This window comes from Niallia sp. XMNu-256 (assembly GCF_036670015.1).
Classification (GTDB): Bacteria; Bacillota; Bacilli; order Bacillales; family Cytobacillaceae; genus Bacillus_BD.
Map to the genome: position 1 here is coordinate 4,052,192 of NZ_CP137636.1, position 21,637 is coordinate 4,073,828.

Annotated in this window: 20 protein-coding genes; 5 read left to right on the forward strand and 15 right to left on the reverse strand. The window is 39.0% G+C overall.

What is annotated here, in order from left to right:
• Positions 1-129 precede the first annotated feature (129 nt).
• From R4Z10_RS20360 to fdhD, 4 genes are all read right to left on the reverse strand, one after another.
• Positions 130-843 carry a cytochrome b/b6 domain-containing protein gene (locus tag R4Z10_RS20360; RefSeq protein WP_338471096.1) on the reverse strand — a complete coding sequence of 238 codons (714 nt, stop codon included), beginning with the start codon at positions 841-843 and terminating at the stop codon, positions 130-132.
• On the reverse strand, positions 836-1,657 hold the full coding sequence (locus tag R4Z10_RS20365; RefSeq protein WP_338471097.1) for a 4Fe-4S dicluster domain-containing protein: 822 nt from the start codon (positions 1,655-1,657) through the stop codon (positions 836-838). Before R4Z10_RS20365 ends, R4Z10_RS20360 begins: the two co-directional genes overlap by 8 nt.
• Entirely contained in the window at positions 1,657-4,632 is a 2,976-nt protein-coding gene (fdnG, locus tag R4Z10_RS20370; protein ID WP_338471098.1) for a formate dehydrogenase-N subunit alpha, read from the reverse strand. The genes R4Z10_RS20365 and fdnG overlap by 1 nt, the downstream gene beginning before the upstream one ends.
• A gap of 82 nt (positions 4,633-4,714) precedes the next feature.
• Positions 4,715-5,494 (reverse strand): formate dehydrogenase accessory sulfurtransferase FdhD, encoded by a 780-nt coding sequence (fdhD, locus tag R4Z10_RS20375; protein ID WP_338471099.1) that lies wholly within the window; start codon positions 5,492-5,494, stop codon positions 4,715-4,717.
• A 473-nt stretch (positions 5,495-5,967) separates the two neighbouring features.
• On the opposite strand from fdhD, the gene R4Z10_RS20380 reads away from it, so the two are divergent.
• From R4Z10_RS20380 to bshB2, 3 genes are all read left to right on the forward strand, one after another.
• Positions 5,968-6,963, forward strand: coding sequence for an acryloyl-CoA reductase (locus R4Z10_RS20380; RefSeq protein WP_338471100.1), 996 nt, complete (start codon positions 5,968-5,970; stop codon positions 6,961-6,963).
• 182 nt (positions 6,964-7,145) lie between these two features.
• Positions 7,146-7,493, forward strand: a complete 348-nt coding sequence (locus R4Z10_RS20385) for a YojF family protein (protein ID WP_338471101.1) — start codon at positions 7,146-7,148, stop codon at positions 7,491-7,493.
• Positions 7,494-7,517: 24 nt separating this feature from the next.
• Positions 7,518-8,189: a bacillithiol biosynthesis deacetylase BshB2 gene (gene bshB2 / locus R4Z10_RS20390; protein ID WP_338473290.1), complete on the forward strand. Its 672-nt coding sequence runs from the start codon at positions 7,518-7,520 to the stop codon at positions 8,187-8,189.
• A 61-nt stretch (positions 8,190-8,250) separates the two neighbouring features.
• Here bshB2 and R4Z10_RS20395 read toward each other — a convergent pair whose 3' ends face one another.
• The 7 genes from R4Z10_RS20395 to R4Z10_RS20425 form a co-directional block, all read right to left on the reverse strand.
• Positions 8,251-8,511, reverse strand: a complete 261-nt coding sequence (locus R4Z10_RS20395) for a hypothetical protein (RefSeq protein ID WP_338471102.1) — start codon at positions 8,509-8,511, stop codon at positions 8,251-8,253.
• A 204-nt stretch (positions 8,512-8,715) separates the two neighbouring features.
• Entirely contained in the window at positions 8,716-9,384 is a 669-nt protein-coding gene (locus R4Z10_RS20400; RefSeq protein WP_338473291.1) for a DNA alkylation repair protein, read from the reverse strand.
• A 235-nt stretch (positions 9,385-9,619) separates the two neighbouring features.
• Positions 9,620-10,720 (reverse strand): PRK06851 family protein, encoded by a 1,101-nt coding sequence (locus R4Z10_RS20405; RefSeq protein ID WP_338471103.1) that lies wholly within the window; start codon positions 10,718-10,720, stop codon positions 9,620-9,622.
• Positions 10,721-10,909: 189 nt separating this feature from the next.
• Positions 10,910-11,821 carry an NAD(P)/FAD-dependent oxidoreductase gene (locus R4Z10_RS20410; RefSeq protein ID WP_338471104.1) on the reverse strand — a complete coding sequence of 304 codons (912 nt, stop codon included), beginning with the start codon at positions 11,819-11,821 and terminating at the stop codon, positions 10,910-10,912.
• Positions 11,822-11,871: 50 nt separating this feature from the next.
• Positions 11,872-12,339: a threonine/serine exporter family protein gene (locus R4Z10_RS20415; RefSeq protein WP_338471105.1), complete on the reverse strand. Its 468-nt coding sequence runs from the start codon at positions 12,337-12,339 to the stop codon at positions 11,872-11,874.
• 84 nt (positions 12,340-12,423) lie between these two features.
• On the reverse strand, positions 12,424-13,191 hold the full coding sequence (locus R4Z10_RS20420; RefSeq protein WP_338471106.1) for a threonine/serine exporter family protein: 768 nt from the start codon (positions 13,189-13,191) through the stop codon (positions 12,424-12,426).
• Between the two features lie 302 nt (positions 13,192-13,493).
• Positions 13,494-14,057 carry an FAD-dependent oxidoreductase gene (locus tag R4Z10_RS20425; protein ID WP_338471107.1) on the reverse strand — a complete coding sequence of 188 codons (564 nt, stop codon included), beginning with the start codon at positions 14,055-14,057 and terminating at the stop codon, positions 13,494-13,496.
• Positions 14,058-14,246: 189 nt separating this feature from the next.
• Between R4Z10_RS20425 and pepT the strand changes: the two genes are divergently transcribed.
• Positions 14,247-15,497: a peptidase T gene (pepT, locus tag R4Z10_RS20430; RefSeq protein WP_338471108.1), complete on the forward strand. Its 1,251-nt coding sequence runs from the start codon at positions 14,247-14,249 to the stop codon at positions 15,495-15,497.
• A 712-nt stretch (positions 15,498-16,209) separates the two neighbouring features.
• Here the strand turns inward: pepT and R4Z10_RS20435 are convergent.
• From R4Z10_RS20435 to R4Z10_RS20450, 4 genes are all read right to left on the reverse strand, one after another.
• On the reverse strand, positions 16,210-16,878 hold the full coding sequence (locus R4Z10_RS20435; protein WP_338471109.1) for a hypothetical protein: 669 nt from the start codon (positions 16,876-16,878) through the stop codon (positions 16,210-16,212).
• A gap of 221 nt (positions 16,879-17,099) precedes the next feature.
• A complete protein-coding gene (locus R4Z10_RS20440; protein WP_338471110.1) occupies positions 17,100-17,624 on the reverse strand; it encodes a Gx transporter family protein in 525 nt (174 codons plus the stop codon).
• A 35-nt stretch (positions 17,625-17,659) separates the two neighbouring features.
• Positions 17,660-18,094: a NusG domain II-containing protein gene (locus tag R4Z10_RS20445; protein ID WP_338471111.1), complete on the reverse strand. Its 435-nt coding sequence runs from the start codon at positions 18,092-18,094 to the stop codon at positions 17,660-17,662.
• Between the two features lie 128 nt (positions 18,095-18,222).
• Positions 18,223-20,082, reverse strand: coding sequence for an NAD(P)/FAD-dependent oxidoreductase (locus R4Z10_RS20450; protein ID WP_338471112.1), 1,860 nt, complete (start codon positions 20,080-20,082; stop codon positions 18,223-18,225).
• Between the two features lie 412 nt (positions 20,083-20,494).
• Here R4Z10_RS20450 and pplA point away from each other — a divergent pair, with 412 nt between their 5' ends.
• Positions 20,495-21,442 carry an extracellular electron transfer flavoprotein PplA gene (pplA, locus tag R4Z10_RS20455; RefSeq protein WP_338471113.1) on the forward strand — a complete coding sequence of 316 codons (948 nt, stop codon included), beginning with the start codon at positions 20,495-20,497 and terminating at the stop codon, positions 21,440-21,442.
• Positions 21,443-21,637 lie beyond the last annotated feature (195 nt).

Below are 21,637 nucleotides of genomic sequence, written 5' to 3' on the forward strand. Positions count from 1 at the left end.
CAGCCCTTAGAAAAATCAATCAGGCTCTGCGTGACAAGCCAATCCATCAAGAAGGTTAAAGTACAACCTTCGTGCCGGCTTGTCTTGTGCTTGTCGGGGGTGGGCAAGGCGCCTCCGCTTTTCTGGGTATTATGCCCCTTTGTTTTGATTTTTCTCTTCTTCTTTTCTAGCTTGTTCTTCTTCTGCTACGATTTCATTGTACCAATTTTCATGGTGATGTTTGGCATAGTCTTCTGAACAATATCCTGTTGTCATCCCTTCAAGTGATGCTTTAGAGGATGGATTTTTACTAGACAAGTAGATGTGCCCAATTATAACCATAAACGATAAGCCTAAAGCAATGTTGTGAATCGGGTATGACCAGTCAATGGCCCATCCTGGAAAATACTGAGGTACCCACATCACGACTCCAGAAGCAACAAACATAAAGAATGTAAAGATTTGCATTAGAGAGTTTAATTTTTCTCCACCACTGATAAAGTCTTGCGGAGGATTTTTGACTTTAAAGCCAAACATATCAAATGGGAAGTTCATTAAATACTTAATATCATGTTTACCCCATTTGAATGCATTTTTTAGCCAGTGAAACATACTTTTTCGATCAAAGATTAACATATAGATCGGGAACAATACGAAGGCAATCGCTGCACCTCTATGAATTAAGCGTGCCATTGCCGGTCCGCCAAATAATACATACAACCAGTCAAAGAACTCGGTGTACATGGCAAGTCCTGTTAAATAGAGGACGAAATAAGAAATGGCATAACCCCAGTGAAAGATCATGAAGTGAATCGAAAAACGTTTTACCTTCCCATCAACAATTTTCGGTTTGCGCTTACTCATGATGATCCTCACCTTCCTTTCCTCTATTCTTAAACTTTAATGCACCCTGTACAGCCATTGCAGCTAAAATACCAGCTGTTGTTGCACCAGCCATTAGTTTTCCGACCGGTTGAGCAATATCTTTCCAAATCACTTGAGAAAGCTTTGCTTGTGGATTTTCAGGAAGTCCATACACTGATGGCTTTTCAGCTAATAAATAAACCGTTGCTGTTCCATCAATTCCAGGCGGGTTATAAATATTTGCATTTGGATAACGCTCTTTCACCACTGCCAAACGGGCTTCTGCATCGCGCAAAACGGATTGTTTGTCACCAAATACAAGGCAGTCTGTATGACATGCTGTTACACAAGCTGGCTGTAACCCATTTTCAAGACGGCTTGTACAAAGGTCACACTTTTGAGCAAGACGGTATTCTTTTCCTTTTTGATCTTTATAAGTGGCAAGTTGGATGACATCAAAGTAACAACCTTGAACACAATAACCGCAACCTACACATAGATCATTGTCAATCACAACTGAACCGAATTCTGTATGACTAATCGCATTTTCTGGACAGGCCAATTCACATCCAGCTGTTGTACAGTGCAAGCAAGCTGCATGACGGAATAACCAATCAAAACCGCCATCTGCTCTCTCATGCTCATCATATGTGATTATATTCCACGTATTGGCTGTCAAAGCTTCATGGGATTGCATACTTCCATGAAACTCTTCCGGCTCAGCCGGAAGATCGTTCCAGTTTTTACAAGCGACCATACATGCACGGCAACCATCACATTTCGTTACATCAACAAACTTTATAAACTCTCCCATTATTTCGACCTCCTAACATCACATAGGAATGCTTTGTACTCAGGGATAAAGGAGTTTGCATCCCCAATATGTGGCGTTAATCGGTTTGCGCTCGCTCCAGTAGCAATTCCTTTATAGCCAAACTGCCAAGGCATCCCGATATGGTGTACGGTTTTTCCTTTTAATTTGTATGGCTTAAATCGTTTTGTCACCATCGCATAGGCTTCAATTTCACCACGAGCGGATGAAACAATCATTTTGTCTTTGTTATTAATTCCTTTTTCCTTCGCTAATTCCTCACTGATTTCCACAAACATATGTGGGACAAGTTCAGCAAGCCATGGAACATTTCTTGTCATTGAACCTGTTTGCCAGTGTTCAGATACACGATAGGTTGTCGCAATAATTGGGAAGTCTTTAAATTCACCTTTTGTTTCTAGTTTCTTTTCACCAAATGGCACAGCTGGGTTAAATTGTGTGCTTGATATTTGGTTTTCTAATGGGAATTCCCATGGTTCATAGTGTTCAGGGAAAGGTCCCTCATTCATTTTAGCTGAGAATAAATCACCTTTACCGGTTTCCTGCATAATGAATGGATCGTTGAATGTTGGATCATCCGGGCCTTTTGTTGCTGTAAAGTCTGGAACATCATAACCAATCCATTTCCCTTGAACCGTATCCCATTGAATTCCAATACGATCCTCGCTCCATGCTTTCCCATTTAAGTCTGCACTTGCACGGTTGTAAAGGATCCGTCTGTTCATTGGCCATGCATAAGACCAATTAAGGAAGTTACTCATTCCTTCGTTTGAATTATCCCGACGTTTTGATAGGTTGCCTTCTTCCGGATAGAATCCACAGTAGATCCAGTTTCCGCAAGCTGTGCTTCCATCGTCTTTCAAATTTCCAAATCCATTGATTTGTTGTTTTGTTACTACATCATAGCCATTGATTTCACAGCAAACTAAGTCAATATCAGGATGATGTCCTGGACCATAGTTCCACGTTAACGCTTTAATCGGTGCATCTTCAGACTTTGAACTATTTGCATAAGCTTCTTTTAAGCGAAGGGCAATTTCATGAGTAATTTCTAAGTCTGCTTTTGAATGACCTTTTGGAGGAAGTGCTTGCCAACGGTATTGCATCCAACGACCAGAGTTTGTAACAGAACCATCCTTTTCAAATGACGAACATGCTGGTAAGAAGATAACTTCTGTTTGAATGGACGCTGGGTCAGAACCTGCCTCTTTTTGCCAGAATGAAGCTGTTTCCGTTTCCATTAAGTCGATCGCAACCATCCATTTTAAGTTGGCCATTGATTTTTGAGATTGACCAGAGTTTGGTCCCCCAACAACTGGGTTAGAACCATACAAAATTAAACCTTCTAATTCTTTGTTGTACATCGCATCGAACAATCTTAAATAAGAATAGTTTCTGCCTGCCGTAATTTTTGGCATAAAGTGATAGCCAAATTCATTTTCAGCAGTGGCATTTTCACCATAGAAGGATTTCAACATACTTGTGTAAAACTTCGGATGGTTTGTTTTGTAACCAGATTTAGGTGTAATACGGTCTAAGAAAGTTTGATAGGTTGCATCATTGGAATTTGGTACATCCATATAGCCAGGTACGTTGTGGTATAGTAGACCGAAGTCTGTTGAACCTTGAACGTTTGATTCACCACGTAATGCTTGTACTCCACCGCCAGAAATACCAATGTTACCTAGAAGAAGTTGAATGATTCCATAGATACGAATGTTTTGAGAACCTACTGTATGCTGTGTTCCACCCATTGCATAAAGGATTGTACCCGCTTTCCCAACCTCACCAGTAGAACCGAAAACCTCACAAACCTTTAAATAAGTCTCTTTATCTGTACCAGTTATTCCAACTACTGTATCTACATCATAACGATCATAATGTTTCTTCATTAATTGGAATACACATCGTGGATCTTGTAATGTTGGGTCTTTTAATAGATTTCCTTCTTCATCCAATTTATATGCCCATTTTGTCTTATCATACTTTCTCGTTTTCTCGTCATAACCGCTGAACATTCCATCATCAAATGTGTAAGCATCGTCAACGACTAAAGCGGCATTTGTATATTGTTCAACATATTCTTTATGATAGAGTTGGTTATCGAGAATATATTTGACCATCCCGCCAACAAATGCAATATCCGTACCTGAGCGAAGTTGTCCATAGTAATCTGACATTTGCGCGGTTCTTGTATAACGAGGGTCAATTGTAATTAATTTTGCACCCTTTTGTTGTGCCTTTGAAATCCATCTAAAGCTAATTGGATGATTTTCTGCAGGGTTTGCTCCTAATACTAATAGCACATTAGCATATTGAAGATCGTTCCAGTGATTTGTCATTGCGCCACGACCAAACGTAGGTGCCAGACCGGCAACCGTTGAACTGTGTCATATTCGGGCCTGGTGTTCAATGAACGATAATCCGAGTCCTGCACGGAATAATTTATGGTTTAGGTGACATTCTTCATTATCAAGTGCAGCTCCGCCAAGATAGGCAATATTATCTAGTCTATTCACGATAACGCCATTTTCTTTATGGATCATACCTCTGTCACGTGATTCTTTAATATTTTTAACTACTTTATCGTAAGCAAATTCCCAGTCAACTTCTTGCCATTTATTACTTCCAGGTGCTCGGTATAAAGGAGTTGTAACCCGTTTTTCCGATGTATATAGTTGACGGATTGTTGTCCCTTTACTACATAGTGTACCTTCATTGATTGGGTGATCAGGATCGCCCTCAGTGTAGACAACATCATTTTTACTAGCATATACTAGAATTCCACAGCCAACCGAGCAATACGGACAAATGGTTGGAGTTGGTGTTAACTCGGCGATTTTAAACGTACTGGCTTTAGCTTTTGCGGATGTTTCGTCAAAACCAAGCTCTGCAACCGCTAGAGTCGCTGCCATGGCACCAGAGATTTTTAAAAACTTTCTTCTGGTCATTTCCATGTTTCTTTCCCCCTAACTTGTAGTCATTTCTTTGTGTCAATCATTGGGTAATACTATCAACCTTTACTGATAGTGATTTTCTCTATGATAAAACCATTAAATTTGGTTGAGCCCCCATCGTTGGGTTGCTTACATCTTCAATGACCCTGCCTTTAGATGTGTAGATCATGGCCATTTTTCCTCGTAAATATCCGACTACTTCAATGTTTAAGTATTTGGCTAATTGGACCGCTTGTTTTGTTGCTGCAGTTCTTGAACCAATGGTTGCAAAGCCAAATTTTGCGGCTTTTGAAAGCATTTCATAGGAGACTCTTCCTGTTGTAAGGAGGATAAGAGAGTCTGGGTTTAATTGATTTCTAACTGCATATCCGATTGCCTTATCTACAGCATTATGGCGGCCAATATCTTCTCTAATGACCATGGCCCCTGTTTGATCAATAATACAGGCTCCATGCATCCCGCCTGTTTCAAGGTACAACGGTGAATTCCTAGCAAATTCAGCTTGTTTTTTCAAAAGATAGCTAAGCTTATATGTTCGATCGTTTGAAATTTTGTTAAATGCTTTCACATCTGTCATCGAAAAAAAGGTTACTCCTCTTCCACAGCCTGCTGTATAATGCTTTTTCTTGTTTAGCATTTTTTCGGCATCAATTTCACTGTTTAATTCAACGCGAATTTCTCCATATTCTTCATCCACTAAAAGTGTAACGATATCTTCTGCCTTATCGATTAATCCTTCTGAAAACAAGTACCCGTATGCCCAGTCTTCCAAGTCTTGATTAGTCAACTGAAATACCGCTACTTCATATCCATTCACCTTTAACGTAATTGGATATTCTTCCGGACACCCTTTGTTTTTCATTACCATCTACCTCTTTCATTAAGAAAATGAAATGAGCTGCGTAATAGGTAGTATCATAGATCAATTAATTGAAAACGCTTTCTATGACAACCACAAAAGCATTACCTATTTCACATTTTTCTTTATAAAAAATTTAAAGTTTTTATACCGGAAAATAATATCTATCTAATGATAGTAAAAACTTTAGATATTCTTTTTCCATATGACTCTATGTTAATCTCTATTTGAATTTTCAACAGTAACTTAAATCACATCTAAAACGAGAAATATGGCTAAAATTTGAATTTTGTTCACTTGTGAATACTTGAGCATTCTACTTTTATGTGATTGGGTGTGATTAATTTGTTCTCCTTTATACTGTCTTTACGGCAGCAATATCTTAATGTTTACACATTTTTCTTCGCATTTTTCGATTGAATCTTGTAGTCTAGGGATACTAATCCTATATATCTGAGTTAAGGAGGGAATTTATTGTGAATGATCCATTTAAAGCATTGGTAGTGAATAAAACCGAAACAGACTTTAATGTTAAGGTGAAGGAGTTGACCCTCGATCAGTTGCCTGCTGGGGAAGTATTAATTAAGGTAGAATATTCCGGTATTAATTACAAAGATGGACTGGCCACGATTCCGGATGGAAATATTGTTCGCTCTTATCCATTCGTACTAGGTATTGACTTGGCAGGAGTTGTTGTCTCTTCAGAAGATCCACGTTTTCAAAAAGGGGATGAAGTGATTGCGACTAGTTATGAGATCGGCGTCACCCATTTTGGCGGTTACAGTGAATATGCTCGGATTCCGGCAGATTGGATTGTGCCTTTGCCTAAAAATCTCACATTAAAAGAGGCAATGATTTATGGAACAGCAGGATTTACGGCTGCTCTTTCCATCCATCAATTAGAGGAAAGCGGAATTACTCCAGATAAAGGGAAGGTGTTAGTAACCGGTTCAACAGGTGGCGTTGGCAGCTTAGCAGTGGCCATGTTGGCAAGGCTCGGCTATCAAGTTGTAGCAAGTACCGGTAAAGAGTCCCAACATGATTTTCTCAAAAACCTCGGAGCTACGGAAATCCTTTCACGCGAAGAGATCGTTAGTGAAAAAATAAAGCCATTGGATAAACAACAATGGATCGGTGCCGTTGATCCCGTCGGCGGGAATACGCTAGCAGCCATCCTCAGTAAAGTTCAATATGGTGGTGCGGTTGCGGTGAGCGGCCTTACAGGAGGTCCTAAAGTTCCCACAACGGTCTTTCCGTTTATTCTTCGCGGCGTTCGTTTATTAGGAATCGATTCTGTTTATTGTCCAATGGATATCCGCTTAAAGGTTTGGGAAAAAATGGCCAATGAATACAAACCAAACACCGCTCTACTGCATAGCATCGAAAAGGAAATTAGTCTAGAAGAGTTACCAGTCCATTTGCCTCTATTACTAAAAGGACAAGCAAGAGGAAGATACGTAGTTAAGATCTAAACCTACCCATGAGCAGAATCAAAAAGGGGCTGTGCATCTAAAATGTACAGTCCTTGCTTTTGAGGTCATAGAAACGAAACGATCGCATTTTTATCACATTTTTAGTATGATGAAAATATTCTTTTTCCTAAATAACATCTTCTATTTTCAAATATAAAAAATTTAAAGGAGGCCACACCGTTATGGAACCGGTCATTGTTGAAGCAGTCCAACGAGAATTGGACAAATATGCGAACAAAGAAGTTTACATCCATCTTGAAACAACAAGTGGTGCTTATGCCTCTCATTTTAATGAAGGCTTTTTCAACTCAGGTGCCTACATCCGTAACGCACTTGTCCAATATGAAAGAGGAAAAATTGCCGGAAACGGACCTTTTCGTATTGGTTTAAAATTACCGATCGGATGGATTTATGCTGAAGGAATTACTCACTTTGAAGTAGATGATCAAGATCGATTATTATTAGCAGGCCATGACTATCAAGGAAAACTTGCTGTTTGCCTTGAAATTAGTCAAACCCCATTCTCATAAAGAAAGGAGTCTTTTTACATGGAGATTGAAAAAGAACGGCATGTCTTAGTCGTTTTCCCGCATCCTGATGATGAAGCATTCGGTGTATCTGGAACAATGGCTGCCCATGTCGCCAACGGAACGCCTGTGACATATGCTTGCTTAACGTTAGGGGAGATGGGTCGAAATTTAGGCGATCCCCCTTTTGCAACAAGGGAATCACTGCCGCTCATCCGTAAAAACGAATTAATAGACGCAGCGGAAGCCATTGGTCTAAAGGATTTACGAATGCTTGGATACCGCGACAAAACGCTTGAGTTTGAAGACGAAGAGAAGATTATTGCTGATATAACTGCAATTATAAATGAGGTAAATCCTTCTTTAGTTATTTCCTTTTATCCAGGCTATGCGGTTCATCCAGACCATGATGCAACAGGGGCTGCCGTCGTTAAAGCAGTTGAACGAATTTCACCTAGTGAGCGTCCGAAACTTCACGTCCTTGCATTTTCTAATGGCTGTGAGGAGGAAATTGGTCAAGCGGATGTTGTATATGATGTCACATCTTTTGCCGATATAAAGATTGCCGCTCTCTTGTCTCATCGCTCACAAGCCCAATTGATGGTAGCGGGATTAGAGGAGAAGTATGAACAAGGCGACCCCGACGTACTAGCACGAATCAATTTCGAAAGGTTTTGGACTTACCGATTTACAGATTAAAACAAAAAAGAAGTCAATGGCCTAATTAGTGAGCCTATTGACTTCTTTTCTATTAAAAGTCTTACATACTGATATTTAAATGTTGCTTTAATTGATTGACTTCCTTTTTTATCGGTGCTAATGTGATCGATGCGAGAAAAGTGACTAGCTTTTCAATCGCTAATTTATCATGCTGTTTAACAACCATGGTCTCGAGTGTATCCAGGATTTCAGGACTCTTCATGATTTTGCTGTTTCTAACTGGCATCGTTTCCAGCTTTATACGAATCCTCTTTAATAAATGACCTACTGTTTCAAACTCCTGATCTTTCTTTTCCACCATATCACTTCTCCCTCCCGAATCATAGAAACCTTGATTAGCATTAGTAGAAATCAATCCTTATGCAGAAAAATCAAATGCGCTAAGATAATCCTTGAATCTGCGGCATCTGTTTCTGCCTTATAAGAATTAACTATATTGATAATCATTATACCTAAACCGTATGTAAAAATTCCATTGGAAAGTATTTATTTATCTAACATATTTTCACTTTAAGTATTTACTCCCTTCCCGCACACTTAGTGGAGCCAATTGATGGGATGAGATGAAGTTCCGAACGGACTCTGAATTGGTTTTTGAATATTCCCTTAATGCCCAGCCAATTGCTTTTTGGATAAAGAATTCTTTGCTATTTGCGTTTTGCTCAATAAAGCGATACAAAAGCGATTCATTTGTTTGTTCTTTATATTTTAATTGAAAAAGAATTGCTGTTCTTCTAAGCCAAAGATGATCTCCATATGCCCAACCTTCAATGAATTCAGGTATAACTTCTGGAGACTTTCGAGCTATTTCCCCCACTGATTTAGTAGCGAGGGCATCCACCGTGTCCCACCATGATTTGGTAGTAATTAACTTCTCCATTATCGTAATCTGAGATCCATCTAATTTATTTAGTAATTTTTCCAAGTAATCAAGAGCCGCATATTGATATTCCCTTTCGTCCTGCTCCCATAATGTCATTACCCATTCAGGATCAAACGATTGACTTAAAATCCCAGTTTGTCGGTAAAACAACCTTAACAATTTGGTTCTTTCCGGCTTTTTAATCCCTAGAAACGGAAATCTATTTTTCATATAATTTGCCATTGGCTCGGCTAATTCCTGGTTTCGTTCGTTGTTAAAATGAAACATTAACGTGGTTAAATGATCTTCCATAAATGATATTCCTCCGTCTAATCGTTGGCTTGTACTTTTTTCTAAAATAGACAAAGTCACAATAAAGTGAAACTTCCATCAGTGGGATTTTCTTTCATCCCCCACTGATGGTTAGTTCAGGCCAGCAGGCTTATATCACGAAAACGGGTCTTTACAAGCAGTTGCCCAACACCCATTCTATATTTACCCATTTCGAACCTAAAATGAGAGGCTTACTGCTTGTTATGACATTTAATTACTGCTTTTCCTGGGAAATAAGTTCAATTTCACTTTGGATCCTATGTTTATGTTTTTCTACAATAGTAAAATCCATATGTTCAATGTAAATAGCTTCAAGTTTTTCCCGTAGAGTTTTGGCATTTGCCAAACACCCTGTTCCTTGAGTCATCTTATCTCGATATTTAATTTGGCATTCGTTTAACTCTTTTTCATACAATTCATCCGTTCCAGCCGCAATGACCGTTCCATACATTTCAATAATTTCATCACTATCACGAGATGGGAAATATTCATGTGGAGCCGTACTGTCAAATATGGCGATTCCCAGTTCTCGAATAATGACCATATCTAAACTTTGCGGATCAAAGCCACAATGATAAACTTCTAAATCAAATCCACGGTTTTCCCCTTCAGTGACAATTTTTTTCAACATCGTCGATTTCCCACAACCAGGACGTCCTTTAATAAAATAACGCTTCTCAATGTCCGCTGTTAAATTGGAGACAAAGTCTACAGGGCCGATTGGTGTGGCTGCACCTAGAAATCGATGTTGGATTTTAGATGGCTTATTTAAAGTAACTTCACCGAAGAAAGATTCTTTTAGTTTTTCCGTTAACTCATCAGCTTTTGCAAGATCCATATTTTTATAATAAATTTTCTCCCACTCATCATGAATCTTTAAAGCTTCTCCATACGTTTTGTAAGCATTCTGAAAAGCTTCACTCACCTTTTTTGATAAATCCTTAATTTCAGACTTCCTAGACGCTAATCCTTTTGAATCCCAAGCCTCACCTAAATTAATGTATTCCTCTACCGCACCAGGTAATTTAGGTTCAATCACATGTGGTGCCGTTCCGTCGAAAATTCCCACCATTAAAGAAGGAACAATCACGCCATCTACAGAATCTGGATCAGATGAACAATGTAAAAATTCAATGTCATACCCTTTTTCTGACCAATGGTTGCCAACACTTTTGATTAATGTGGACTTACCTGTACCAGGGCCGCCTTTTAAAATAAAGATTCGGTCAAGGTCTGCTAAACTTGAGTCAAATAAGCTGTAAAATCCCCGTGCAGTATTTCCGCCAGCAAAATAACGTATCACTCTACCTGACACAAACACGTCCCCCTTCATATCGCTTTGCAATACATGAATCAATCCTCTTTTTACCGTATGCAACTTGTTTAGAATAGGTGATTGCCTATTGAAAAAATATACAGAAAGACCCATAGGCTGAGGCGAATGCCCCGTAAAAAGATGAAAAGACCCTTTATAAAGGATCTCTTTTAATGAATTTATTTTAGGTTAACGCTTTCCTGCATTTTCACTTAAAATATCTTTATGAATCCAAATCCCAGCCTGTGACCCTTCTCCCATGGCAATGGTGACTTGTTCCGAATGGGCGACTACATCCCCTGCTGCCCAAACTCGTGGAACATTTGTCATTTTTGAACGAGGGTCAACAAGCATGTGTTTATTTTCCAATAACTCAACGCCCAATTGTTTTGCCAGCTGAGATCGGACCTCATTTCCGCCAAATGCAATGAATCCATGTTCCGCTTCAATTTTATCGCCATTTTCAAGTAAAACACCTTGGAACTGTGAATCATTTGCCAGTACGGTCTTAATACTATATTCGATATATTGGACTCCATGATCATCCAACCATTTCCGATCACTGTCTTTAATCGGTTCCTGCTCATGATTAATATAGATCAATTCTTTTGTCCAATAAGATAAGGTCTTAGCCATTCCTACACCCGTACGACCTGAACCCATAATAATTGTTCGTTTGTCCTTAACCTCATAACCATCACAGTCAGGACAAACATACACACTAATTCCTAAACACGGTCCTAATTCGGAAAAAGGGGGAATCCGGTCCATTACCCCTGTCGCCAATAAAATCCTTTTCGTCGTAAAAGTTTTTCCAGTGGACGTCTCAAGTTGAAAGCCGCCTTCTCCCTGAGTTGCTGACTCTACCTTATCATTAACAAATTGAATTCCCAGGCCTTCTGCATGACTTTTTCCGATTTCACGAAGATGCAGCCCGCTCACTCCATCTGGGTACCCTAAAATATTATGATAACTATGACATATGGATGAACGTCCATCACCCGAATCAATGACAAGCACTTGATGCATATATCTTCCCAGCTGGATTGCAGCTTGCAAACCGGCAATGCCTCCGCCCACAATAATACATTCATATTCCATTGTTTAAGACCTCCTATTGGTTTCCTATTAGGATAACCAATCAAGTGAGATCAATGACGGAAACGTTCCTCCCGAGAGCGACTGTGTTTTGTTTTTTTGATTTGGAAGATCGTTCGATTCAACACCTCTGAAAAAACAAGTCCAACTGCAATTGCTCCTGAAATCAAAAATGCTTTTGCTGCGAGCTGAATGGCGACACTATAGTCATTCAGAACAAAATGCCTCATTGCATCATAAGCCAAGCCCCCTGGAACAAGCGGAATAATTCCGGCAACATTAAAAATAATTACTGGATTTTTATAAAGCCTTGCAAATAATTGACCAATTAATCCAATAATAACCGCAGCCATTAAAGAGGCGACAACCGAATCGATCCCGGTTTCCACTAGTAGAAAATAACAAATCCAACCAACCATTCCAGAGAGCCCGCCTTGAAACAATCGGTTTTTTGGGACATTAAATAATACCCCAAAGGAAGCAGATGCAAAAAAACTTGTAATAAGCTGTTGAATGACCATTTGATCTCCTCACATCTTTATGTTTTCATTGACTAAATTTACGAAATCGCCCTCGGCTGAAAATCAGGGCTACTCAAGGCCAACTCATAAGACCTTAAAAACAAAACCAACAACAACAGCGATACCTGTCCCAATCGATAAGGCCGTTAAGAAAGCGTCCGCTCCTTTCGCCAGAGCAGAAGCAAAATGTCCATCCATTAAGTCTCTAACAGCATTGGTAATGAGAAGTCCGGGAACGAGCGTCATAACAGAAGCAATGATGATTTTATCTATTTCCGTTCCCCAACCATTCCAAACAGCTGTAACAGCGAGCAAACCAATGACAAAGGAGGCTGCTCCTTCGGCAAAAAACTTAATTTTAATGACTTTATGTAAATAAATATAGAAGGAATGTCCGATTCCACCTGTAATCATCGCAGGTAAAAAATCACCCCATCCGCCTCTAAACATAATTAAAAAAGAACCACTTACGATCATCGCAGCAAATATTTGAATCCATAATGGATAAGAGAGGTCGATACGAGCAATTTCCTTTAAATCGGAAAGAGCCTGCTCTACGGTCATTTGTCCCTCACTAATTTTCCGTGAAATCCCATTAACAATGGCCACTTTTTGTAAATCAGTTGACCGATCAACAACCCTTATTAACTTAACCCGATCATCTCGATGCGCAGCAAAAAAGATTCCCATCGGTTGGACAAAGCTTTGCGAATCAGACAAACCAAAGGCAGAGGCCATTCTGTTCATCGTGTCTTCAATCCGAGCGGTTTCCGCTCCACTTCTTAATAAAATCTCACCGGCAAGCATGCAAACTTCAACAATTTTACCAATTTCCCGCTTCGTTAAATCCACTATCATCGCCCCATGAATGTCAATTGTTATCCTAATCTACCGTGCAGTAAGACTCCCACCTCAACGATCGTCTAGAATCGATAAAGGAGATAAGGGGGAGAATACCGCCCATAAAAAAAGCTCTGAACGAATGAACACAGACTACTTACGCCTGCAGAACGTCTTCGTGAACAGCATACTTCAGGCTACTCATAAGTAGAAGATGAGGAACTCCCCATTAATGGAAGTTACACTTTATCTCACTTTTATCCTATAAAAAAAGTCTTGTCAACTGTAGACAAGACTTTGTTAGAAAAATATCATTATTTTAAAACATCATGGTCAACATAACGTTCGCCATTGATTTCACTTAATACGTTGATTGCGACACGAGCGCCATCACCAGCTGTTACAATTGTATGTGCACTTACGCCGGCAACCACTCCAGTTGCCCAAATGCCTTTTTTATTTGTTTCACCCTCAGCATTTGTTACAATTGCTGTTTTCATTCTAGGCTCTCTGTGATCTTTTGTTTCAAGGCCTACTTTTTCAGCAAGAGATGCTAAAGCACCAGTTGCAAGAATAACATGCGCCGCTTGATAGGTTGCGCCGCTTTCTGTTTCAACTGTAAAGTTTCCAGCTTCTCCAGTAATGTTTGCAACCGTTTCTTCTTTAATCTCCGCCCCAAATTTTTCCGCTGACTTTTTACCAACTTCAAGCATATCCGGTCCTGTAATTTCTTCTACACCGTAATGGTTTAGCATTAAGGCTCTTGCCGTCATACTTTTATTTGAGTCAAGAAGAAGGGTTTTCTTTCCAGCCTTTGCCGTGTAAATTGCTGCACTTCCACCAGCAGGGCCGCCACCAATAACTACGATATCGTACATATTCCCTCATCCTTTCTGAATTATTACTACTTCTACCATAATTCTTTCTTTTCAAAATGTAAAATAAAAAGCATGTCGTCTTCTATTTTCAATATGATACACTTTTAGGTGGAATATTTTACATTTTCGAGAGAAAGACTGTTGAAGTGATGATTAAATATTGTGTTTTTTTCAAAGGAGGAGAGTCGTTTGAAAGACGAAATTATTGAGAGATTTACGAGGTATGTGAAAGTAGACACACAATCAAACGCTGAGGTAGAGTCATGTCCTTCAACCCCTGGTCAACTAACACTTGCCAACATGTTAGTTGAAGAATTAAAAGAAATTGGAATGGAAGAGGTAACAATCGATGAAAATGGATATGTAATGGCAACTTTACCGTCTAATACGGATAAGCAAGTCCCGACTGTAGGCTTCTTAGCTCATGTTGATACCGCAACAGACTTTACTGGTAAAAATGTAAACCCGCAACTCGTTGAAAACTATGATGGTCAGGATATTGTATTAAATAAAGAGTTACAAGTGGTTTTATCAAAAGAGAGTTTTCCTGAATTAGTAGATTACAAAGGACATACGTTAATTACAACAGACGGTACCACCTTGCTTGGCGCCGACGACAAGGCTGGAATTGCTGAAATTATGACGGCAATGGATTATTTAATCAAACACCCAGAAATCAAGCATGGAAAAGTAAGAGTGGCTTTTACACCTGATGAGGAGATCGGCAGGGGGCCACATAAATTTGATGTTAAAGAGTTTGGAGCAGATTTTGCCTATACAATGGATGGCGGACCACTTGGTGAATTAGAATATGAGAGTTTTAATGCCGCGGCAGCCAAACTAACGTTTAAAGGAACAAATGTCCATCCCGGAACTGCCAAAGGGAAAATGGTTAATTCGATGAAGCTCGCAATAGATTTCAATAACCGGTTACCTGCTCAAGAATTTCCGGAACAAACCGAAGGCTATGAAGGTTTCTATCATCTCCTTTCTTTTCAAGGGGATGTGGAGGAAACGGTTTTACATTATATTATCCGGGACCATGACCGAGCATTATTTGAAAAACGGAAAGAAACCGTTCGCTCGATTGCTACAGATTTACAACAAAAATACGGTGAAGAGCGGGTACAATTAGAAATGAATGATCAATATTATAATATGAGAGAAAAAATTGAACCTGTGAAGCAAATTGTCGATGTTGCTTATAAAGCCATGGAAAACTTGGACATTAAACCGATTGTTAAACCAATTCGAGGGGGCACAGATGGCTCACAATTATCCTACATGGGACTCCCAACTCCAAATATCTTTGCCGGCGGAGAAAACTTTCATGGCAAATTTGAATATGTCTCAGTTGAAAATATGATAAAAGCAACGGAAGTCATCGTTGAAATTGTCAAGCTGATTGAGGATGAGGAATTGTCTTTGAACAAGGCTTAATTCATCATTAACTAAACAGTGCTGTTCTCTACAGGTCTTCATTGCTCTTATGAAGACCTGTAGACCTTTTTGGTGCTCCTAGAACTCTAGTTTCGGCTTCATCCCTCTTATGAAGACTTTTTTAGCGCTCACGGAACTCTAGTTTTGCCTTCATCCCCCTTATGAAAACTTTTTTAGCGCTCCTGGAACTTTGTTTTCGGCTTCATCGCCCTTATGAAGACCTTTTTGATCCTCCCGGAACTCTGTTTTCGGCTTCATCGCCCTTATGAAGACCTTTTTAGCACTCCCGGAACTTTGTTTCCGCCTTCATCACCCTTATGAAGACCTTTTTAGCACTCCTGGAACTTTGTTTCCGTCTTCATCCCCCTTATGAAAGCCTTTTTAGCGCTCCCGGAACTTTGTTTCCGTCTTCATCGCCCTTATGAAGACCTTTTTAGCCCTCCCGGAACTCTGTTTTCGGCTTCATCGCCCTTATGAAGACCTTTTTAGCGCTCCCACAACCCTGTTTTCGTCTTCATCGTTCTAATGAAGATCTTTTTAGCACTCCTGGAACTTTGTTTCCGTCTTCATCGCCCTTATGAAGACCCTTTTGATCCTCGCATAACTCTATGCTGACCTCCATCTCCTTCCATTTAATTGAACCTGACAGAATGATTAAATAGAATAAAGCCCTGAAGGGTCATTTCAAGGCTTACACTGTTTAAACTATTGGTTAAGACACCTTAACATCTACAGGTGTTCCAGAGTCTTTATTTCTCCGTTTTTCAATCCATCTGTCAATGGCAGGCATCATGTAATAATCGAATCCCAAAAATCGACCAGAACCATTCATTAAGGCAATCGATGCAGGCAAGGCCATAAATTTGTCCATACCAAGCATAGCGGATAGTGTAAACATAACGAGCATTCCTACACTTACAAAGCTAAATAACCAAGTAAATAAGCCTAGTAAAATAGCAATTCCAAGGAATAACTCAAGGAAGACTACCATCTTTTGCATGAAAATAGCTACTTCAGGAGTAGGCATCATTATTTTCATAATTGCTTCAAACCAGCCTGGCATTATTTCTAAAATGGGAGCTGTAAACACTTCTGCTCCACCACCCCCGCCTCCGCCTGCTGCTGCACTTGCGCTACTAGCAGCTGTTGAAGCACCACTTGTGGTTGTTTGTAACCAACTAAATGGCATTTTGACAGACTCATCGACTAACCATGAATCACTTCCCAAACCTGATGCTAAATCCTTAGATTCCCATTTTGTTGCTCCCCACAATTTAGAGCCAGCTTCATCAAGCCAAAACCAAGCAACCATTAATTGCAAAGGAAAACTCCAAATCACACGACCGTATCGTCTTATTGCATTTTGAATGAACTTTAGCAATAGGATCAGCTCCCAACAGATATATTTTTTTATCAAAAATATACACTTTTATTTCCTAATGAATAAAAGGATGATTAGAATAATTGATAGAAACCTTGTATGGAGAAAAATAATTATTCTTTATACTTCTATTATGAACCATAATTGCCGTCATTTCTGTGACCAGTACAAGCTTTAAACAAAAAGTGTCCCGTAATGAAAGATTACGGGACACTCATTTTTTATTCTCGAAGATAGCGATAGTAGACTAGTTTTTCAACATGAGTTAATAAATAATTAGCCATAATTCCAATTGCAATGCCTGAAAGAACACCAATAAAGGAGAGAACAGGTAAGTACAGTAACACAGTCCATGTCTGAGCAATCCAGCTGGCAACTAACAATTGTCCAACATTATGCATGATGGCGCCTGCGACACTAACACCAATTAAGCTGATTCTTGATGGTCCTAACTGCTTAACAGCAATCATTCCAAATAAGCTTAGGATTGCCCCTGAGGCACTATACATAAAAGAAGATAAATTCCCCCCTAATAAAGCAGCCAATGTTAACCGTATCGCTACCACTTTTGTCGTATCTTTAACAGAAAGTGTATATAATGCCATACATGTAATGATGTTCGCTAATCCGAGCTTGGCACCGGGAGCAAATGCAAATGGAGAAGGGATGGCCCGTTCAATTAAGCTAATAATGACAGCTTGTGCCGCTAACAAAGCAATATAAACGAGGCGCTGATTTTTTGTCACATTCAAGACTCCCTTCCATTTCCACTACTTTATCCTTATGAACTAATGATCATATCATTCGGTTGCTCTCCAGCTGTTGATTTTATTTCAAGGACTAATTTATGCGGCAAACAAACAGCCGTTTCTCCCGGCTTAGATATAAAACCAAAACGAACACAGACTTGGTCATAACAATTTGCACCTTTAATACGAATGCTCTCGCCACGAACTTCTATAGTATTATAGCCACCGTCATCTGTATGAATATCAAAGACCTCTGATTCTGTATTCCCTGTTAATGTGATTCTTCTCACTTCTTCGTTGTTCACCGTAATAACAGCAACCGTTTCCGTCTCCCCAAAACCAGCCAGTTCCGACGTTTTTTCAGCCTGTTGATAGCTAAAAATTACAATAGGAAGAAAAGAAAGCAATACAAGCAAAAGGGTAATAATAATATCCCCACTTTTAATCATATTGGAAAATGATCGCATCTTTCTTTTCCCCCTTTTAAAAGTATTATTTGATCCCTAACAACTTAGGGTCTCCGATTTAATGATATATGTATTCAATGAAGATAAGAAAAGCGTGAAACATAAAGCCTCACGCTTAATCATATTTATCACTTTTTATGGTCTTTGTAAATAGCCCGTTCCTTACCATACCACCAGTTACCTAGTTTTTTACCTAAGAATGGTAATACATAATAATCAAGACCTAAGAATCTTCCAGCACCGTTCATCACTGCGAAAGATGCAGGTAACGCCCAGAACTTATCCCAACCGAGCATTGCTGTTAATGTGAACATAAGTAACATGCTGACACTTGCAAAGCCTGCTAACCAAGTAAATAAACCAAATAGAATTAAGAGTCCTAAAGCAAATTCAAAAATTCCCACGAATCCTTGCATAAAGATCGCAACTTCAGGAGTAGGCATCATTACTTTCATGATTGCCTCAAACCAACCTGGCATTGTATCTAAAATTGGAGGTGCAATTGCAGTAGCTTCAGCTCCACCTTCAGCCCATTCACTAGCGCCGCTTGTTGCGGTTTGTAACCATTCAAATGGCATTTTAACCGATTTATCAACAATCCACGAATCTGATCCAAGTCCACTAAATAAGTCTTTCTCTGCCCATTTAGTAGCTCCCCAGATCTTAGAACCGCCTTCTTCAATCCAGAACCAAGCAAGGTATAAACGAATTGGGAAAGTCCAGATCACATTGCCATAACGAGTTGTCACATCACGGAAAATATTTCGCTTATCTTTTGTATGGAAAAATTCATGTTTAATATATTGCCAAATATAATAGCCACTGCTAATTGTTAGGAAGTAATAAATGTTAACGATATGCTTCATAAAGTTTGCAAACCAACCGCTCAGGCGAATTCCGCTAAGGTTTGCTACCCCATAACGCCCACCAATTGAAACCATTGTCCCATGATATTTTCCTTTAAAAGCGGTTTTCTGGCCACCGCTAATCTCCGCAATGATATTTTTTGCAGCCGTTGCACCTGTTTGTTCAGCTGCTTCAACAATTTGTGGAATTGGTTTACCATCTTCTTCATAGTAAGCTAAGTCCCCGACAACATATGTGTCTTTTAAGCCTTCTGCCTCCATGTATTCATTAACAAGTAAACGTCCTGCACGGCCACTTGACATTCCATAATCTTTCGTGTCGGAATTCGCTTTAATACCAGCTGTCCAAATTAATGTATGTGTAGGAATTTCCTCGCCTGATTTTAACTTAATGGAATCAGGTTTAACTTCGACAATCGCAGAGTTCTTAAGGATTTTTACACCTTGTTTTTCTAAATATTTTTCTGCTTTGCCAGCATCTGTACGATCCAATGTATTTAAAATCGTTGGAGCAGCTTCTACTACATATAATGTAAAATCTTCTGGATCTAATTTATTATCCTTTGCTAAACGAACCTTCCATTCAATAAGTTCCCCAACCATTTCAATTCCAGTGAACCCGGAACCACAGACGATAAACGTTAACATCGCTTTCCGTTTGGCTTCATCTGGTTCAGTTGCTGCCTTGCGAACCGTTTCTTCAATATGTGTACGTAGTTTTACAGCATCTTCCCAAGACCATAATGTAAAACCATGCTCTTTTACACCAGGTGTACCGAAGTCATTCGCTTCCGCACCCATTCCTAATACTAAATAATCGTATGAAAAAGTACCTATTTCAGTTGTCACCACTTTTTTCTCATGGTCAACATGTGTAACATTGTCAGTTACTAATTTAACTTTTGTACGGTTAAATAATTTGCGAAGGTCAAATAAAATGTCATTTGGCTCAACGCGATGAGCAGCTACTTCATGAAGTTCGGTCATCATTGTATGATACGAATGACGATCAATCAAAGTAATTTCAACAGAATCGTCTCTTTTATACTTTTTGGCAAGCTTTTTAGCGGCGTGCACACCAGCATAACCCGCACCGATGATAACGATTTTTTTCTCTGCCACGCTCTTCATTCCCCTCATAAATTAATTTCAATAAAATATATATATAATGCCCTTCCACAACAATATTGTGAACTAGTGAACAACTACAACTTCATATTACATATGTTTATACATAAAGTCTATGGTTTTCATAAAAAATTAACAAATTTCGACAAGTTCACAAAAAATTCATAAAAAAGTAAACCTGTATTTAATATACCCGTAAACCACAAAAATATGTATGATTTTCCCCTATAAATATAGCTTTCTCTCTATATGAGAAGTTAAAAACATTGTCACATTTTGCCGTCAAAAGCTATAGACAGCTTAAATAAAACAAGTTAACATGAAGTTGTTGAAAGTTTGTGAGAAGTTTATCAATGAAGAAGTTCACAAACGTTGACCAATTATAGAGGGAAAGAGGATGAAGATAATGAAAATTGGTAAAAAAACATTTGTTACATCCATGGCTGTATCCTTAGCTCTAATCTTAGGTGCATGTGGAAATAACGAAGCAGCAGACGCACCAAAAGAAGAAACACCAACAGAAACTGCTACAGAAAACACTGAAACTACTGAAAATGAACAAGCTACTGAAACTGCAGCACCTAAGAAACTTGCTGGCGCTGAATTACAAGATGGAACTTATACATTAGAAGAAAAAGAAATTAGCGATAAAGGGTGGAAAGCAACTTTCTCAATCAAGGTTGAAGATGGAAAGATTACCGAATCTAATTACAATTACGTAAACGCTGATGGTAAATTAAAAACTGATGATGAAGAATACCAAAAATCTATGTCTGAAAAAACGGGTGTAGGTCCTCAAGATTACATTCCAACATTAAATGATGATTTAATTGCCAAACAAGATGCACAACAAGTTGAAGTTGTGACTGGTGCCACTCACTCTGCTGAATCATTTAAAAACTATGCTCAACAATTAATCCAAGCCGCACAAGCTGGAAATACTGAAACCATCGTTATTGATGCAGCTGCACCATTGCAAGATGGTGAATATTCACTAGAAGAGAAAAACCTTGGTGCAACTGGCTGGAGAACTGTATTCAAAATGACTGTTAAAGATGGCAAAATCGTCACTTCTGATTACAACAATGTAAATGCAGAAAATCAATTAAAAACAGATGATGATGAATACCAAAAAAATATGTCTGAAAAAGCTGGTACTGGTCCACAAGAATTTATTCCAGCTTTAAATGATGATTTAGTTGCAAAACAAGCTGCTGGTGACATTGAAGTTGTAACTGGTGCAACTGGCACTTCTAATGGTTTCATTCTTTATGCACAACAACTAATTAATGCAGCTCAAAAAGGTGATACTAACCCTATCGTTATTGACAATATTGTTTTTGAAAAGAAATAATAATAGTGGGCACCTTTTAACAACATCAGTATCTTTAAAGGCTTTAGAGGTGACTCTAAAGCCTTTCGTTTTTTCAGTATACGTTTAACAGGCTGTAAGACCCTTGTCTTAAAATTTTAAGTTATAATAAACGTGATTGGTGAAGGCAACTTTCCGTAAAGCTCCGATCTATGAAATAAGATTTAGTTTTGGGCT

Coding starts and splice junctions, on each gene's coding strand:
- R4Z10_RS20360 (WP_338471096.1), bottom strand. CDS start 843: ATGAGTAAGCGCAAACCGAAAATTGTTGATGGGAAGGTAAAACGTTTT.
- R4Z10_RS20365 (WP_338471097.1), bottom strand. CDS start 1,657: ATGGGAGAGTTTATAAAGTTTGTTGATGTAACGAAATGTGATGGTTGC.
- fdhD (WP_338471099.1), bottom strand. CDS start 5,494: ATGAAAAACAAAGGGTGTCCGGAAGAATATCCAATTACGTTAAAGGTG.
- R4Z10_RS20385 (WP_338471101.1), top strand. CDS start 7,146: ATGGAACCGGTCATTGTTGAAGCAGTCCAACGAGAATTGGACAAATAT.
- R4Z10_RS20395 (WP_338471102.1), bottom strand. CDS start 8,511: ATGGTGGAAAAGAAAGATCAGGAGTTTGAAACAGTAGGTCATTTATTA.
- R4Z10_RS20400 (WP_338473291.1), bottom strand. CDS start 9,384: ATGGAAGATCATTTAACCACGTTAATGTTTCATTTTAACAACGAACGA.
- R4Z10_RS20410 (WP_338471104.1), bottom strand. CDS start 11,821: ATGGAATATGAATGTATTATTGTGGGCGGAGGCATTGCCGGTTTGCAA.
- R4Z10_RS20415 (WP_338471105.1), bottom strand. CDS start 12,339: ATGGTCATTCAACAGCTTATTACAAGTTTTTTTGCATCTGCTTCCTTT.
- R4Z10_RS20425 (WP_338471107.1), bottom strand. CDS start 14,057: ATGTACGATATCGTAGTTATTGGTGGCGGCCCTGCTGGTGGAAGTGCA.
- R4Z10_RS20445 (WP_338471111.1), bottom strand. CDS start 18,094: ATGCGATCATTTTCCAATATGATTAAAAGTGGGGATATTATTATTACC.
- pplA (WP_338471113.1), top strand. CDS start 20,495: ATGAAAATTGGTAAAAAAACATTTGTTACATCCATGGCTGTATCCTTA.